We start from the raw sequence: 17,615 nt of genomic DNA, 5'->3' as shown, positions 1-17,615 counted from the left end.
ATCATTATGACTGACGGCATCAAACCTTTTTCTTTTAATACGCCCGGCTCCATGCACCTTGAATGGGGTGGCGCAAAGCGCCTTGGCGAATTACTTAGTGGGTGGTTCAAAGAACGTAACTTATTAATCGTAACAGACAAATTTTTGAACGAAAGTGGCCTATTGGAACAAACCAAAGACTCACTAAAAAAACACGGATTCACGGTAACGGTATTTGACAATGTAGTCGCTGATCCACCAGAACACGTGCTAATGGAATGTGTCGAACAAGGTAAACAAAGCCATACCGATATCGTTTTAGGTTTGGGTGGCGGGTCTTCTATGGACATCGCCAAATTGGTTGCTGTCATGCTGACATCTGAACAGCCACTTTCTGAACTGTACGGCATTGGTAAAATCACTGGCACAAGAGCGCCATTGGTACAGGTTCCTACTACGGCAGGCACAGGTTCGGAAGTGACCAACATCACCATTCTTACCACAGGCGAAACGACTAAGATGGGTGTGGTATCTCAGCAATTGTACGCAGATCGAGTCCTGTTAGATGCAGAATTAACTGTCGGCCTTCCGGCGCTACCAACTGCTGCAACGGGTATTGATGCCATGGTTCATGCCATTGAAGCCTACACTTCGGTTCATCTTAAAAATCCTTTATCTGATGCATTGGCAAAAGAAGCCTTGCGCCTCTTGAGCAAAAACCTAGTCACCGCTTGCCAAGATGGGAAAAACCGCACGGCCCGTGAAGCTATGTTGTTGGGTGCAAATTTAGCAGGCCAAGCCTTCTCTAATAGCCCAGTGGCAGCGGTACATGCCCTCGCTTATCCATTAGGTGGTCATTATCACCTACCTCATGGCTTAACGAACGCTCTCATGCTTGGTCCAGTCTTACGCTACAACATGGCAGTTGCTGCGCCATTGTATGCGGAACTCGCCGATGTCGTTCTGGGTTATTCAGATGAAGAGATGGAAATACGCTCAGCGAAATTCGTCGATTTCATGCAAAAATTGATGAACGAATCTGGTGCACCGCAGCGTCTTCAAGATGTTGGTGTCACCGAAGAAAGCCTACCAACACTTGCCAAAGACGCCATGTTACAAACTCGCCTGTTAGGCAACAACCCTGTTCCCGTAACTGAAGAAGATGCATTGGCTTTGTATCAAGCAGCTTTCTGATTCTAAAAATGATTAAACCAAGGGGTAATAGCAATACTTCTTAAAAATTTCAACAAAACGAGATTAGAAACCTCTGAAAAGGAGAAATATTATGAGCTAAACTACTCATTTATATAAATGAAAATTTGTTTATACATAAAAGATATCTGACTTAAAGCTTATTAGTCACTTTTATTTATAATCTTCAGTATTAAAAAAATATAATTACAAAAGGTTTTTTAAAATGGAAGAATTAAAGTTATACGCTATGACATGTGGTTGGATTACAATGCCTTATGGTTTCTTTATGGCAGGAGAAACAGGCAACTTAGCGATTCCAATACCTTGTTATTTAATTGAGCATCCTAAAGGAACGGTATTATTTGATACAGGTCTAGAACTCCCCCTTCAGTCTGAAGATGAGCATGTCGTCAAAAATGCATTAGGTGGATTTGCAGAATTAACAACGGTAGATTTTGTTCCTGGCGAAGACGTAGCGAAGCGTTTAGAAGCCTTCGGCGTAGATCCATTAAAAATCAATTATGTAATTAACTCCCATCTACATTTCGATCATTGTGGCGGTAATGCTTGTGTCCCAAATGCACGTATCGTTATACAAAAACGAGAATGGGAAGCAGCCAAGGATGAAGAAAACATAGAAAAAGGTATCTATGTGCCACGACATTATGATTTAGGCCATGACCGTCTAGAAATAGACGGTGAACATGATTTATTTGGTGATGGCTCTGTCGTTTTAATCCCAAGCTACGGACACACACCAGGGCACCAATCCCTTAAAGTAAAAGTGGATGGAAAAGAAGTAGTTATCGCAGCGGACGCTTGTTATTTAAAAGCTTCTCTTGAAAAAATGACCTTACCCGATGCGATGGTTGTGAATGACGCCCAAGCTATGCTGAATAACTTCGACTTGTTCAAAAAGTTAAAAGCAAAAGGGGCATTTCTTTTATATGGACACGATCCGAAGCAATCAAAATCACTAACTGATGGCAGTATTCGTCAAATAACAGCCGAGACGTTGGCAAGCTTATCATAAAAATCGTCCAATAAGTTATTATTGGACCAATAATATGCATTAGTATGAACTTGTTGTGATTTAAAAATAGAGAGTTATCCATTTTAATAATGATAACTCTCTATTTCATATTCGCATATATTTAATCCTACAATGAAACACGTAGAGACGTTCAATTTTACTAAATAACTATGTACCACTTAAAAGTTCTCTGTAAATGCCTACATCAAACATCTTTTTCCAGTTTTCCGGTCCAATGATATTTTTAGTTTATTTCGCTCGATAATAAGAAGGAGGGAACGAATGTTGTCTCGCCCAAAGTCGACGAAACTGTCTCGGATCATCAAAACCACAACGCTCAGCCACGTCTTCTATTGGCAAAGACGTACTTTGCAAAAATTGCATCGCTAAAGTCAGACGAAGTTTATGAATATATTCACGTGTTGTCAGGCCAGCACTTTCTTTAAACAAGCGCACGAGATGACGCGGACTGCATTGAGCAATGTCGGCCAAGCTTTCCAGTGACCAATTCCGAGCAGGATCAACCTGAATGGCATCTTGTACCCGATGCACACTTTGGTGAAAATGATTGCGGTTTTCTAACCACGGAGATTGGCTAGGATCATTCGGACCACGACGCGAGAACAGCACCATGTGGCGCGCCACCTGACTCGCACAATTCGCTCCAAACTCCTTTTGTATAAGATACAAAGCCAAATCAATACCAGCCGTCACACCAGCACTGCTATAAAAATCACCATCTACGGTAAACAATCGATTAGCAAGCACTTTAGCGCTAGGCGCTGCCTCTTGGAGTTCGTCTATATGCATATGGTGAGTCGTACAGGCTCGACCCGCTAAAAGCCCAGCTTTTGCAAATAATAAAGTCCCCGCACAAATACTAATATAGCGACCAATATAATTTGCCTGTTGAGCCAGCCAACCTATCGTTGCTTCCATAGCAGGCGTATCTAAATCAATTAGATCACCCGCCAGTCCAGTACTAACAACCCAACTATTCACCGCTATAACATCAGGTAGTGGTTCAACTTGAATATTTAACCCCAAGGTATTTTCGACCTTTACTTCAGGACCAACAAAATGCAATTCAAATTGTCTCTGGTTCAAAGATTCAGCTCCAGCAGCAAAGCGATTTGCATATTGAAAGGCCTCCGCAGGGCCAATCGTATCCAGCAAAACACTATTCGGCATCATAATAAAATAAACTTGAATCTTAGTTATCACCGACACCTTATACCCCTTTGAAGGTTGTTTTGAATTGATCGAAAAGCCGAACACCAAAAGTATTAACCAACAGACCGATCAATACAAAACACACGCCGATCCATTGAAGTGGTAACAGGCTTTCATCCAGAATTATCGCTGCAAAGGTCAAACCCACGATAGGAACACCCAAGGTCAAGGGTGCAACTTGACTCGCAGGATAGCGGCCCATCAAATATCCCCACAAAGAATAACCCAAAATAGTCGCCACCAAGGCAAGATAAACCAGAGCACCAATAGACACCCAACCAATATTCATCAAAGCTGAATACATCAATTCAGGCCCTTCCATATACCAAGAACACACAAAGAAAGGCAATGGCGGCACCCAAGCACTCCAAATAACCATGTTCACATTCACTGCATAGCCTTTCTGACTCATAGTGCGAGCACTAATATTCCCTAGCGCCCAGCTCGCTGCGGCGAACAAGGTTAGAATAAAACCAAACAACGTCATATCGCTGACGCCAGACACCACAGCAATCATCAGCAAACCACTGCCCGCTAAAGCAATCGCCAACACTTGATGCAAACGCACACCTTCTTTCAAAAACACCAACGCAAATACCATGGTAAACAACGCCTGAGACTGTAATACCAAAGAAGCCAAGCCAGCGGGCATACCATTCGCCATCGCCATAAACAAAAAGGCGAACTGCATAAAACCCATTGGTAGTGCATATACACACCACCACTTCAGCGGAATGTTAGGCCGTTTCACCAACAAACACCCGATCGCCGCCACCGCTAGAAATCGCAGTCCACCCAATAGCAAAGGCGGCACTTCGCCAAGGCCAAAAGAAATCACCACAAAGTTTAATCCCCAAGCGAGGATAATCACCAGAGCCAAAATACTGTCTTTGAACGTCATAATGCCTACCACCAATAAATTTGATAGAAGCATTATAAAAAGGCAATTAACGAGAAACGAGGACAGACCCTAGGGTCAAAAAGGACAATGCGTAAAACAAAATGGCCTGAAAGAACACCTTCCAGACCATTTAAGGCAAAACAATTAAAACTACTGAGCCACGGCCGTTAACTCAGCCTTTCTCAGTTCTTTCATGCGCAAGCCGATGTTGCCGAGGATCAGCATCAAGCCACCGATGATTTGGTAACCAGTTAAACCCATATCAAGGAATAGCCAGTTGATGGCGGCGGCGAATACTGGGAAAGACAGCTCTGCCAAGGTGGCAAGTTGCGCAGGGACCGTTTTCAAACCTTGGTAATAGAACCACATACCGATAAAACCACTCAGTAAGGCCATTGCAACGGCAAGGCTGAGGTCGACAGGCTTCATGGCAATCAAGGTATCAGACTGCGCTAATGCCATGGGTAATAACACCAATAAACCGGCAACAAAACGGCCGGACATAATCGCGTTCGCAGGCATATGTTGGTAAGACAAGTATTTTCCACAGACCGTCGCCGCGCCCCAAGCAATAACCGCAATCAAGGTGTATCCATAGCCTTTCATAATACTGCTTACGTCACTGGAATAGTGCCATTGGGCATCGCCTAATTGACGCAAATCCGGCCACATCATTACGAAACTGCCCAGTAAAATAACGGCCGCCCAGCGGACAAATTGCCCTTCAATACGTTCTTTCAACAACCAGTAGGCCAATAAAATCGCCACGATTGGTTGCAGTTTTTGCAGCAAAATAACGACCGTTGGATTCAAGTAATGAAAGGCTTCTGTAAACGCCAAGGTGCCCATGGCAGAGCCTATGCCGCCAATAAAAAACAAACACGAAAAGCCACTTATCGACATATGGCGATAAACATGGCGATAGCGCCACAGCATAGGTGCGACAAACAACACCAAGGTAAGGTGTTCGATTAGAACTATTTGCAGTGTGGAATAACCCGCTCCCAATAAAGGGTAACGAATCAAGGTATCAAGTGCCCACGTAAAACACGCGATCATGATAAAGAATGTGCCTGCCATCTTTGGTTTCTCCAAATATCAAGATGTACAGGGGTGATGAGGAATATACCAAGGTCTGCACACAAAAATGCACAGCTCAGAAACACCTGAAAAGCATCAGGCGCAACAAAGACTTGGTCGACTTCTATCATCCGGACTGTAACCGTCGGCTCTGGAGTCTCACCAGATCTGCTGACCTTTGTTCATAATAAACAAAGCGCTCGCGGGCTGTTGATAGATTCTTCAATCTTGTCAAATCACCGCCGGTGGGGAATTTCGCCCCGCCCCGAAGTTCGATTAAGTAAAATTAATACATTAACTTTAAACCCATCTTCTTACTTAGGCAATAAGTACGGTCATCACCATAATGAAATTCTCCATTTTATATTCAACAAACTCCTGACCATATACTCAGTATTGCTATACACTCTTTACTCAAAAATAAATATTCATTGAATAGGAAAACGTCAATGCAAACCTCCTCCAGAAGCGGCATATTTTACGCATTAACGGCTTTTACGCTTTGGGCCATTGCACCAATTTATTTTAAGGAAATGTCGTTTGTTCCCGCGCAGGAAATTCTAGCCCACCGTATCATTTGGTCTTGTGTGATTGTTCTCTTCTTAATCGTGCTGCTGCGTTATACCGATGCTTTAAAAACGGTTTTACGCTCTCGTAAAGCGCTCACAGCGATGCTTGCCTCTACTCTTTTAATTGGTGTCAATTGGGGAACCTTTATTTGGGCGGTACAAAACAACCAAATGCTAAGCGCCAGTTTAGGTTATTACATCAACCCGCTTATCAGTATTTTGCTGGGCGTAATTTTCTTTAAAGAAAAGCTCGATAGAGTACGTAAAGCGGCGGTCGTGTTGTGCTTTTGCGCGGTGGCTTTTGAAGTCATTCAATTTGGCTCCTTGCCTTGGATCGCTCTGGCCCTTGCTTTGACATTTGGCTTTTATGGCTTGGTACGTAAAAAAATTGCCGTCGATAGTTTCACTGGGATGGCCATTGAAACAGCTATTATGCTGCCCTTCGCACTCTTGTATTTAGCACTCAGTCCATCGCCTACTGCCAATATTTTTAACAATAGCGCCCAAGTAAACTGGCTTCTGTTTGCAGCAGGTCCAGTCACTATGGTGCCATTAATGTGTTTTGCCGCGGCGGCAAATCGCGTGAGCATGGTAACGCTTGGCTTCTTCCAGTATATCGGCCCAACTGGCATGTTTTTCCTAGCGGTTTTTTTGTACGACGAACCGCTTAGCCCAGAGAAACTTACCACCTTTGTTCTTATCTGGTCAGCGCTTGCTATGTTGATTTTCGACTCTGTTCGCCGTCTACGTAAAACCAAAGTCGCGAGACCAATTACCTCAAAAGAGACACTCTAAGCCTTTCAATAGAGATGACTCATGATGAGTTATCTCTTCTCATAAAACGTTAACACCCCTAATGTAACCTGTAAGTGAGATTGTATTAATAAATAGAAAAATGGAGATTCTAACTTATGAAAACAAGGCACTTAAATATCAATACCACACTAAAACCCATGGCGCTGGCCATCAGTGTCATTACACTACTTAGCGCCTGTGCAAGCCAGCAATACAACTCGTCAAACAGTACTCCAACAGGACTGGGCTACGAGCAAACCGTTCCAGTGCCAAACGTTTCCTTTCCTCTGCCTGCAGTAGATAACATTGAAAACAATGGCGGCAAGAATAAATACGACCCTGCCTATAACCCTATTCTCCAATTGCTCTCTGGATTTAACCAAGTATGGACGCTAGGAGACGAACAATGGGCCAGCGGTAACGCTAACAGCAAGGGGCCAGCCGACTTTAGTCGTGCCAAAATCCTCGACCCAATCGCTTGGCAAGAAAATATCGCCTATGTTGTAAAAGTCACCAATAACCGCACCTATCAACAAACCCTTGATGCCTATTTGGATGATAGGCGTGATAAAAATTTCAGCGTCATTGATGGCTTTGGACCATTAACGAATGCTTATATAGAAGGAGCGGAAGTGCATTCAAACGTGCCTCTTCATGTAGCAAGCGATGTGTCCAGAGGCCTATCCGACCCGGCCTATTTTGATGCCAATGCGACCATGGATTATTCTGAAGGCGGTGATGATGAGTCTGCAAAAGGGCTGTCTTCGTCTAAGTTAGGTAAGGTGGTTGATTTCGTGCATTTACTACGTGAAAGTTCGGCATCAACCTCGCCATCTAAATACCTTTTCGCCTCACCTCGACCATGGCGCATGAACAACAAAGGGCAGGTTATTCCACTAGATGCCAATAACGACGGCGTGCCAGATACAGAAACACTAGGCGATAAAACGTTCGAGCTTTACGATACCAAGGTCGCAATCGTTCCTTCGCTTAAATATCAGCGTCGCAAAGCCCAAGACGGCCGCCGTAAAGATGGTGCTTTTCCAAGTGGTCACACTAATGCTGGCTATTTAGCCTCGTGGGCCTATGCATACGCCTTCCCAGAACGATTTGCCGAAATGGTAACTCGTGGCTCAGAACTCGGTGAAAGCCGGATTGTGGCAGGTATGCATTCGCCATTTGATGTCATTGGAGGTCGAATTCAATCTCAAGCCGTCGCGGCGGCAGCTCTGACCAATAGCCAAAATACCGAACTCAAACAAGCGGCTTACGCAAACTCCGCAAGCTATTTTTCTACGCTCTCTAACAGTCAATCGCTGTACGAACTGGCTCACCAAGCAGATAACAACGACCGTTGGGCTGATCACGATCGAAACAAAGCCCTGTACCGTTTCCGCATGACATATGGCTTTAGCCAAGATAAGAGTAAAGCAGGTCAAGATCCCATTGTCCCGAAAGGCGCCGAAGCGATATTAGAAACACGACAACCTTACCTAAGTGCAGAACAGCGACGCGCCGTGCTGTACACAACATCCATTGATTCTGGTTACCCAGTTCTAGATGAATCAAATGGTTGGGGGCGTTTAGACTACGTAACCGCTTCAGATGGTTACGGTGCGTTTCTAGGTGATGTAACAGTTAATATGGATGCAGCAAAAGGCCGCTTTAATGCCCATGACTGGTGGCGTAATGATATCAGTGGCAAAGGCTTACTAACCAAGCAAGGTACAGGCTGGCTAACCTTAACGGGGAATAATACCTATGAAGGCGGAACGGTTCTGCAAGAAGGTACGTTAGAAGCACAATCACGCAACGCCTTCGGTTCAGGCAATTTGTTAGTGAAAGGCGGAACGCTTGCTCTTTCTGTTGAACAACCACTAACGATACAGGGAACAGTGGTTATCACTGGCGGGGATCTTGTGGTCAAACGACAAAACAAATCTCCATCGGTTGGTGATCGCATCAAACTAATATCAGCAGATCAATTTAAAGGGACGTTTAACAACGTCATCACCGAAGGGTTTAAAGCCTCTGTTCTTTACGAGGACACAGGGCTGACCTTGCTGGTTAAAGAATAATTTTTGGTCTATTAAAAGAGAAGGCGAATTCAGACATTCGCCTTCTCTTTTACTTCCCTATACGCCCTATCCATCCTATTTCTGCAAACAAGAACAATCTGTAAAGACTGACGATTCCACGTCATCAACAAGGAAGCATCGCGGTAACCTATTGATTGATCTAGTTATTAAGTTATGAATCCCTATTGTTAGCAGCATCTACAACAAGGTGATTTATGACTTATGAATATTAATATCCAAAAAACCTTTGCCAAAACATTTTCAACTATCTTTTTTACCCTGGCAGGCTTTGTTGTCATTGCCAGCTTCGCCGGCGCCATCAGTGAATACAATCACGGCGAAAGCCTCACCCAAGTCATTATTAAGATTATCAATTCCAACATCATCGCTATTGCTGTATTTGAGCTGGCGATGGTGATCAATAAGGAATACGGCAGCGATAATGAACATGACGTTATTGTTTTATTAAGACGAACTTTGCCTAGGTTTATTGGCACTGTTTGTGTTGCCATGGCATTAGAAGGCTTGATTATGGTGATCAAATATAGCCAACTCGATATGGCGGGGAACTTGTATTACCCCGTGGCAATTGTTGCCAGTGCAGGCTTCTTGCTGATTTCTTTGGGAGTATTCCTTAAATACGCACCTCGTGAACATTAGTAGAAATTAAGCCACATTTATTAAGACAATTTTGTGTCTGACCATGGTGTTTTTTGTTTCTTTTTTAGTCATCAAGCCTCACAATCGCGGCATGTTTAGCTACTGATTATATGAAATGAAAATTATCTCTTTTGATGCCTTAAGAACCTTGCACTTACCCCATGTTCGCTACATAAAACCTGAGTCTATGTACGACCATTTGGAAGAAATCAAAGAAGCCGATTGGTTATTATTTCCCCAGTATTGGCAACTGACTGCTTTGGTTCACGGGCTGAAAAAGCGTATTTTTCCTAGTCTTGCGTCATACATGATTGGTCACGACAAAATCGAAATGACTCGCACATTTCGCACCGTTGCGCCGCAACAACACCCTTATACAATTATTGCCGCTAACACACCTTATGAAGCGGAAAAAATTTGGGATGACATGCCATCGCCTTTTGTGGCAAAAATTCCGAAAAGCAGCATGGGCAATGGCGTTTTTTTGATAGAAACCATTGGCCAATGGCGTGATTACGTTGCTCAAACCGATGTATTATATGCGCAAGAGTATCTGCCCATAGACAGAGACATGCGCGTTATTTGGGTCGGCAATAAAATTGTTAGCGGTTATTGGCGTCTACAATCTGACAATGGTTTCCATAACAACATCAGCCAAGGCGGACAAGTGAAAGTCGCGCTGATTCCAAAAGAAGCTCAAGATTTAGTGACTTATTTGGCCGAATCATTGGACATCAACCACGCGGGGTTCGATATCGCCATGGTCGGATCTGTACCTTATGTGATTGAAATTAATCGTATTTTTGGTAATCAAGGACTGCAAAATATTCAACAGGATGTGAATACGGAACTGCTTAATTACCTTAATGAACAGCATTTACTATCGACCGCCACATTCACAGATCAGCCAATCGGATTTTAATTAACCGATCAATCTTGCAAAGGTTAATCATACTTTGCAAGATTCACGCGCAATATAGCAAAAATACAAATAACCCTAGAGTGTGTCACGTCATCATTACGTCACATAACATGACTAATATTCACCGATAAAAAATCATCCCCACTCATAAGGACTTTGTTTTGGATACTAGGACATTTCTTCCTATACTCGGCATGCTAGCATTAACTGGCTGCAGCTCAGTTGGCACAACACCAAACGCTTCTACTGACTCTTATATTTATGGGACAAAATCCGTTTATGTTCCGCAAGAAAGTGCAGAAAACTACAGCTCGGTGCCTGATAACTACACACTGATTTACACCGAATTAGTCGCTCGCCACGGTTCGCGCGCGCTTTCGAGCCCAAAATACGACGACATCAGCTTGAAAATCTGGCAAGCAGCGCAAGAACAAAATGCACTAACACCTTTGGGTGAACGCTTGGGAGTTGAAATTGCACGTTTAATGGCTGCCAATAAAAAAATGGGCTACGGCAACTTATCCGAGTTGGGCAAACAGGAACACATTCATATCGGTGAACGCATGGCACAGCGCAACGCCAGTTTACTCAATCGTGCGGTGAAAAATCAGCAACAGATCGCCTTTGAATACTCCGGGAAAGATCGTGCTAGAGACAGTGGTTTAGCTTTTGTCCAAGGCTTAGAAAACATCAATCCGGCCCTAGCACCACTCATCAGCAAGCCAGTTAAAAACAAGGCTCAGCTCTATTTCCACAAACAAGACAACAACAAAGATTATCAAAACTACAAGGATGAAAACCCGCAGTTACGGGAAGCTATTGAACACTTATTTGATCAACCTAAAACCCATCAAGTCGCACGAGAAATGCTAGAGCGTGTTTACAAGCCGGCTTTTGTTGATCAGCTTGAAGCAGGTCAATTGTCTTTTCTGAAAGTTGGTAAGAAGAAAGCCAGCGTTTACAACGATGTGGAAGCGGCGATCCAACTGTTTAATCTTTATCTAATTGCCCCTGGTTTAGCCGGCGAGGCTGGCACACAACCATGGAACTTCACTCAATTCATCACACCAAAAGAATCTCAATGGTTGTCTTATGTGCTGGATGGGGAAGATTTCTATGAGAAAGGCCCAAGCTTCTCCGACACCAACATCACCTACAAAATGGCGTCGGTATTAGAAGATGACTTCTTCAATGAAATCAAAGGCGTGCAAGACGGCACAAACACCAAAGCCGCTAAAATACGTTTTGCCCATGCAGAAACCATCATTCCGTTTGCTGCGCAAATGCAGTTAAAAGGCAGCGAGGCCGGCGTGTCACGTGACCTTGGTTATACCTTGCAAACTAGCCCTTGGCGCGGCGGTTGGGTCGCTCCGTACAGTGCAAATATCCAATGGGATGTTTATCGCAATCAAACGGGTAGTTTGTTGGTAAAAATGCTTTATAACGAGCAAGAAATCGCGTTCAAAGACAGCTGTAAACCCATTAGCGCTGGCAGTTATTTTTATCAATTTTCTGAGTTAACACGTTGCTACAATAAACGATAAAAAACGTTCATAAAAAAACAGCCAAGATGCTTCACCGCACACATGGCTGTTTTTTTATATTGAAACACTCAAACTATTACTTCACTTGTCTGGCCATCACGATCATCTTATCAAGCGCAACATTCAAAGGCTTGGCAACTTCCGCTCTGATTCGAGTGTAAGCCGTACAGTCATTTATGGCCGCAGCGTATTCTGTAAAGAGCTTTTTCTCTGAATACCTTTCATTAAGGTGCTTAAAAAAGGTGTTTTTTTGTCTATCAAAAAGCTTCTGCATCAGCTTGGCTTGCGCTTCGTTACCGCCATACATGCTTAATAACTTTGGCGTGATCACGTCATCCTGCAAAAAATTTCTATAGCCGGATAAACCGCGGTGAACGATAACCATATCTTCCGAGGAATGATGATCGGAAAAGTTATCCAGTTTGGTATCTACAAACTCCACCAGAGCAAGACACGAGTTCAGTTCGTTAATGGAAGGGGACGCTGCAAACATCGCAGGCGAGCAAAGTAAACCGATGACAAACATTAGGGTGATTTTCGTTTTCACAGCCCTTCTCCTTGTTATTATTTTTATAGCGGTTCAAACGATAACAGTAAGCCGCATACTTAAAATAACACTAAGGATAATTTAAACAAAACTTATCGCAAATAATTATCAACAATACTTCGGTACTCTAAACAATAAACAAGCCCTATTTAGCTTTGCATTCAGAAAGCACGCGTTTATTAGAAGGAGGATTGTTTGCCAGTTTATTGGCGGGGCGAATAGGCCTTGAGACTAAGTTGCCACCACAGTTTGGGCAGCGGCCATTAGGAAGCTTAGTCTGAACGCAATCGAGGCAGAAAGTACATTCAAAACTGCAAATCATGACATCTGCAGCCGACGGTGGTAAATCCTTATCACAACACTCGCAATTTGGTCTTAGCGCTAGCATACGTCACCCTTCAGCATTCTCGAAAAATAACTATCTAAAGTATTGAAACGCCACCCAAACCTTATAGGTGGCGAACAATAAACCGAAAATAGCTAGTTAACGATCAACTCGCTAGGGTAAAACGCGCCATCGTTTGTTTCATCGCCGTACTTTGACCATTGAGTTCTTCCGCTGCGGCAGCCCCCTCAACAGAACCCGCTGCATTTAACTCAACAACGTCACCAACAGAAGACATGGCTTGGGTGACTTCATTCACCGCCAAAGCTTGCTCACCGCTGGCAGAGGCAATCTTTGCAACAATGGCCGATGTTTCACTAATGCCGTCAAACACTGCCTGAAGCGATTTATTTGTGCTTTCAGCAATAGCCACACCATTTGCGGTCTTAGACGATGATAGCTGTATCAACTTCGCCGTTTCAGCCGCGGCCCCTGTGCTTCTAGAAGCCAAGCCACGCACTTCATCGGCCACAACAGCAAAGCCTCGTCCTTGCTCGCCCGCCCTTGCCGCTTCAATCGCCGCATTAAGCGCCAGTAAATTGGTCTGCTCGGCGATTTCATCAATCGTCTTAATAAAGCCAGCAATACTTTCTCCAGCGCCTTTAATTTCATTCATCGCTGTAATCATTTCTCGCATCTGTGCTTGGCCTTCAACGACCGCTTTTTGAGCTTTATCAGCTAGCAGATTCGCCTCTTTAGCGCTTTCGGCGTTTTCACTGGTTTGCACTGACAACTGTTCCAATGCCGCCGAAATCGTCTGTAAGTTGTCTTTTTGTTGAGTCGCACCTTCAGCAAGAGAATGGCTGAAGATTGATACTTGTGAACTGCCAGCAGCAATTTGATCGCCTGCATTCTGAATATCCATGAGAATCGTATTTAAATTCTTCACCATGTCTTGCAAGGCTTGCCCAAGGCTGTCTTTGTCTGATGCCAAAACCACTTTTGCCGTCAAATCCCCATCGGCGATTTTTTGAGCTAGAACCGCTTTGGCCTTTAAGCTCTTCACCATGTTCTGAATCGCGGCATATAAGCTGGCTTCTTGTTCGTTATTATTCGGCAAATAAACTTCTAAATCCCCATCAGCGACACGTCGAACAACATTCGTTACCAACGCAGGATCACCACCTAATTGCGACGTGGTAGAACGAGTAATCAACCAAGCAATTACACCACCCAATATAATCGCAATAACGACAATCGCCTCAATCACATACATGGCGGTTTCATTGCTATCTATCAGTTGTGGGCCAAGTATGTCTTGGTTTTTCTTAATATCTAACTTCAGGCCTTCTGTCAGCTGAGTAACCTCAGTCCCAACTGGATTTAATGTCTCGTTGATAATTTTATTACGCGCGACGATAACAGAAACTATTTCGGAAAATGACTGTTTATAGGTCGCTACATCTTGAATAACGGTCGCTATTAAGGCTTTGCGGGCAGGATTTTTCAATTCACTTTCTAGGGTTTTTAATTGTCCATCTAGGTCCGTAAATTCCTGATCGACTCGATCAACAGCTGCTTGCTCGTTGGAATCCAGAAACTTCATTACATACAAACGCGCAAGCAGCAAACTTCTTGTTGCCAATGACGCATTGTAAGCCGCCGCCATATCACCATCGTCTTTTGCAGAAACTAATATTTGGGTCAGGTTACTTTCGATCGCAGGACCTACAGTACTCAAACTATTATTAAACAAGACGTTTCTTCGCTCTTTGAACGTGACAACTTGTTCAAAACCAGCAACATAGTTTTTCAATGAATTTTCCAACTCACCTATAATTTTTTTACCTTCCGGTTTATGAAGGTCTTTTGATGCGTCATCAATTAAGTCCTGAGTTTTCCCCCAATAAAAATCAAATGCCTCTTTGTCTTTCACATGTCCTGTCGCTATGTAACTCTTCTCTTCCATACGAACCATCAGCATATTGGCTTGTACACGGCCAACAGCATTAGTCGCTCTCGCCAGAGAGCGGTATTCTTCAAAACCCGTTGATGTATTAGTTAAAGCAAAATACGACGTGGAGCCGACAATAGCTAACAGAAGAATGACAACCGAAAAACCTAAGAATAACTTTCTTGAAAAAGTGAGCATTTCCTTTACCTCAAATTGAATAACGAGACATCCCAATCTAAAAATAGAAGGTCAAATCTAATATGAAGCGAAAAGAAATGTAATTATTTGTAACCGTCATTAATAGAGCGCTAACAAGACCCCTTAAAATCAATGGAAACTTCAAACAAATTTATATAATGAATTTAAAAATAGCCTTTTTTATACTAAATGTTTTAACCTGATAGCTGATAAATAATTGCTCAACTAATCGTTTTATCAAAGATGTAACGAGCGGCCTCAAAACTACCCAAGCTTTCTTGTGCGAAATGGATTAAAGCAAAAAAATGAACAAGCGCAATGCCACTTCTGCCGATGTCGCCATTTTGGCAGGCGTCTCCCAATCTACGGTATCGCGTAGTTTTGACTCCAATAGTAGAATTTCGGAGGCGACTCGCCAGCGTGTTTTTGCTGCCGCCGAGCAGCTTGGCTATCAAATCAATAAAGCTGCGCAGACCATGATAAAACAACGTAGTGATCTCGTTGGCCTTGTCACAGCAGGCTTGGAAGACCCTTTTCGCTCTGAGTTTCTCCATAAACTGATCGCTGAAGTGCAAAACTCCGGACTTCGCCCCATGGTTATGGATGTGTCAAATCGACAAACCATAGATGAGGAATTACATGGACTGATTCAGTATCAGCTGAGTGGTGTAATTATTACCTCGGGAACACCTAGTGAAAGCATCGGAAAAGCCTTTATAAAATACGGTATTCCAGTGGTATTGATAAACCGAACAGAGCACTCTGATGAAGCTGACATCGTTAATTTAGATAATGAAAGTGCCGGTGCTATGGCGGCAGAAGCGTTTATGAAATCAGGCAAAACCAACCTTATCGTTGTACGAGCCAAAACGCCAAGTTTCAGCAGTGTAATGCGTGCTAAAGGTTTCCTGAATTATTTAGCCTCTCATGTGAGCAATGACGAAATCCAGGCCAAAGAAGTTTTGTGTGAATCGGGCAACTACGATGGTGGCTATCAGGTGGCCAAGGAAATCTTAGCCTCAGCATATAAACCCGACGGCGTATTTTTCTGTATGGATCATATTGCGTGTGGCTTTCTAGATGCAGCCAAGCAACTCATAACCACCAAGGATATGGAAGACATCGGAGTCATTGGCTGTGATGACATCGCCCTAGCCAGATTTAAAGCCTATGATTTAACCACCGTAAGACAGCCTTCAGACGAGATAGCAAAAGCAGCGCTACAAACTTTGCTAAATAGATTGAAGCACCCAACATCAGTACCTACTAAACAGGCTATTTCAGCAGAACTAGTTTATCGCTCTACTTTAGCCAAGCCCATAACGAACTAGCTTAGAAACCAAAGCGACTATTTTTACCGACCGAAATACGTTACCTATTGACCACAATAGAATTTTTATTTCACCTTAAACTATTTTTGAAATTTACCTTTCGCTATCGGGATTTGCCTAGTATGCTTATTTAGTTGTTCATACGTATGCACAACTATTTAAAACATCAGGAGGCAATATAAAAATGAAAAACTCTCCATATATCCTTAGCCTTGCTTTCGCGACAGCGGCGGCATTCTGCGCTGCACCCGCTATGGCCAAAGGTAAGCTAAATGTTCTTTGCTCCACAGATACCGATTGGTGTAGCTTGATGGAAACAAGCTTTGAAGCAGAAACTGGTATTGATGTCTCTCTTATTCGTAAGAGTTCTGGCGAAGCTTATGCACAGCTACGTGCTGAAGCTCGAAATCCAAAAATTGATATTTGGTGGGGCGGTACTGGCGATCCTCATCTTCAAGCCGCAGCGGAAAAACTCACTCAAGTTTACAAGCCTAAAGCCCTTCCCAACCTACGTGATTGGGCACAAAATCAAGCGAAAGTATCGGGTTACCGCACAGTCGGGGTTTACGCTGGTGCACTGGGTTTTGGCTACAATGAAGATATCCTAAAATCCAAAGGGCTACCTGCCCCACAATGCTGGAAAGATCTAGCCAAGCCGATTTACAAAGGGGAGGTGCAGATAGCCAACCCGAACTCATCTGGCACTTCGTACACGGCTCTAGCAACCTTTGTACAAATGATGGGGGAAAACCAGGCTTTCGACTTCCTTGCTCAACTGCATAAAAACATTAACCAATATACAAAATCTGGCTCGGCACCGATTAAAGCCGCGTCCAATGGCGAAACCGCCATCGGCATTACTTTTATTCACGACATAGTAAAACAAGTGAAAAAAGGCTACCCAGTTAAAGCCGTCGCACCTTGTGAAGGTACAGGCTATGAAGTGGGCTCAATGAGTATCGTCAAAGGTGCTCGCCATCTGAAAGAAGCGAAAATTTGGGCTGAGTTTGCCTTGCGCCCAGATATTCAAACCATGGCTGAAAAAGCCAATGCTTACCAAGTACCATCCAATAAGTCAGCGACAACGCCACCGGGCGCGCTTGACTTCGATACGCTAAAACTGATCGATTACGACTTTGCCAAATACGGCTCTGCGGACACGCGCCAACATTTGCTGCAACGGTGGGACAATGAGATCAAATCTCTACCTCGTTAATCATTCAGACGCACCTTGGTTTTCCTGAGCTCTGCTGGGCCTTAGTCCCAGCAGAG

General features: G+C 43.6%; 15 protein-coding genes and 1 riboswitch. Of the genes, 9 read left to right on the top strand and 6 right to left on the bottom strand.

Annotated elements, in window-relative coordinates:
* Positions 1–18 precede the first annotated feature (18 nt).
* Both KDW99_RS00840 and KDW99_RS00835 read left to right on the top strand, forming a co-directional pair.
* Positions 19–1,173: an iron-containing alcohol dehydrogenase gene (locus KDW99_RS00840; RefSeq protein WP_370646892.1), complete on the top strand. Its 1,155-nt coding sequence runs from the start codon at positions 19–21 to the stop codon at positions 1,171–1,173.
* Between the two features lie 223 nt (positions 1,174–1,396).
* The gene (locus KDW99_RS00835; protein ID WP_255827450.1) at positions 1,397–2,206 is read left to right on the top strand and encodes an N-acyl homoserine lactonase family protein; all 810 of its coding nucleotides are present in this window, start codon (positions 1,397–1,399) and stop codon (positions 2,204–2,206) included.
* 249 nt (positions 2,207–2,455) lie between these two features.
* Here KDW99_RS00835 and KDW99_RS00830 read toward each other — a convergent pair whose 3' ends face one another.
* From KDW99_RS00830 to KDW99_RS00820, 3 genes are all read right to left on the bottom strand, one after another.
* A complete protein-coding gene (locus KDW99_RS00830) occupies positions 2,456–3,436 on the bottom strand; it encodes a GlxA family transcriptional regulator (RefSeq protein WP_255827449.1) in 981 nt (326 codons plus the stop codon).
* Between the two features lies 1 nt (position 3,437).
* Positions 3,438–4,340: an EamA family transporter gene (locus KDW99_RS00825; protein WP_255827448.1), complete on the bottom strand. Its 903-nt coding sequence runs from the start codon at positions 4,338–4,340 to the stop codon at positions 3,438–3,440.
* A 150-nt stretch (positions 4,341–4,490) separates the two neighbouring features.
* A complete protein-coding gene (locus tag KDW99_RS00820; protein ID WP_255827447.1) occupies positions 4,491–5,420 on the bottom strand; it encodes a DMT family transporter in 930 nt (309 codons plus the stop codon).
* 115 nt (positions 5,421–5,535) lie between these two features.
* Positions 5,536–5,698: riboswitch (FMN riboswitch) on the bottom strand.
* 171 nt (positions 5,699–5,869) lie between these two features.
* On the opposite strand from KDW99_RS00820, the gene rarD reads away from it, so the two are divergent.
* From rarD to KDW99_RS00795, 5 genes are all read left to right on the top strand, one after another.
* Positions 5,870–6,784 carry an EamA family transporter RarD gene (gene rarD / locus KDW99_RS00815; RefSeq protein ID WP_255827446.1) on the top strand — a complete coding sequence of 305 codons (915 nt, stop codon included), beginning with the start codon at positions 5,870–5,872 and terminating at the stop codon, positions 6,782–6,784.
* 116 nt (positions 6,785–6,900) lie between these two features.
* The gene (locus KDW99_RS00810) at positions 6,901–8,862 is read left to right on the top strand and encodes a phosphatase PAP2 family protein (RefSeq protein WP_255827445.1); all 1,962 of its coding nucleotides are present in this window, start codon (positions 6,901–6,903) and stop codon (positions 8,860–8,862) included.
* 222 nt (positions 8,863–9,084) lie between these two features.
* Entirely contained in the window at positions 9,085–9,522 is a 438-nt protein-coding gene (locus KDW99_RS00805) for a hypothetical protein (RefSeq protein WP_255827444.1), read from the top strand.
* A gap of 115 nt (positions 9,523–9,637) precedes the next feature.
* The gene (locus KDW99_RS00800; RefSeq protein WP_255827443.1) at positions 9,638–10,444 is read left to right on the top strand and encodes an ATP-grasp domain-containing protein; all 807 of its coding nucleotides are present in this window, start codon (positions 9,638–9,640) and stop codon (positions 10,442–10,444) included.
* A gap of 161 nt (positions 10,445–10,605) precedes the next feature.
* Positions 10,606–11,988: a histidine-type phosphatase gene (locus KDW99_RS00795; RefSeq protein WP_255827442.1), complete on the top strand. Its 1,383-nt coding sequence runs from the start codon at positions 10,606–10,608 to the stop codon at positions 11,986–11,988.
* Between the two features lie 76 nt (positions 11,989–12,064).
* Here the strand turns inward: KDW99_RS00795 and KDW99_RS00790 are convergent, their stop codons facing one another.
* The 3 genes from KDW99_RS00790 to KDW99_RS00780 all read right to left on the bottom strand — a co-directional run bounded on the left by KDW99_RS00790 (position 12,065) and on the right by KDW99_RS00780 (position 15,012).
* A complete protein-coding gene (locus KDW99_RS00790; protein WP_255827441.1) occupies positions 12,065–12,535 on the bottom strand; it encodes a hypothetical protein in 471 nt (156 codons plus the stop codon).
* A gap of 145 nt (positions 12,536–12,680) precedes the next feature.
* Complete coding sequence (locus KDW99_RS00785) at positions 12,681–12,923, bottom strand: DUF1272 domain-containing protein (protein ID WP_255827440.1); 243 nt, start codon at positions 12,921–12,923, stop codon at positions 12,681–12,683.
* Between the two features lie 103 nt (positions 12,924–13,026).
* Positions 13,027–15,012 (bottom strand): HAMP domain-containing methyl-accepting chemotaxis protein, encoded by a 1,986-nt coding sequence (locus KDW99_RS00780; protein ID WP_255827439.1) that lies wholly within the window; start codon positions 15,010–15,012, stop codon positions 13,027–13,029.
* A 305-nt stretch (positions 15,013–15,317) separates the two neighbouring features.
* Here KDW99_RS00780 and KDW99_RS00775 point away from each other — a divergent pair, with 305 nt between their 5' ends.
* Positions 15,318–16,343 (top strand): LacI family DNA-binding transcriptional regulator, encoded by a 1,026-nt coding sequence (locus KDW99_RS00775; protein ID WP_255827438.1) that lies wholly within the window; start codon positions 15,318–15,320, stop codon positions 16,341–16,343.
* 184 nt (positions 16,344–16,527) lie between these two features.
* Entirely contained in the window at positions 16,528–17,559 is a 1,032-nt protein-coding gene (locus KDW99_RS00770; RefSeq protein WP_255827437.1) for an ABC transporter substrate-binding protein, read from the top strand.
* The last annotated feature ends 56 nt before the right edge of the window (positions 17,560–17,615 follow it).

Source organism: Marinomonas rhizomae (genome assembly GCF_024397855.1).
Taxonomy (GTDB): Bacteria; Pseudomonadota; Gammaproteobacteria; order Pseudomonadales; family Marinomonadaceae; genus Marinomonas; species Marinomonas rhizomae_A.
This window is presented reverse-complemented; position numbering and strand designations above follow the sequence as displayed.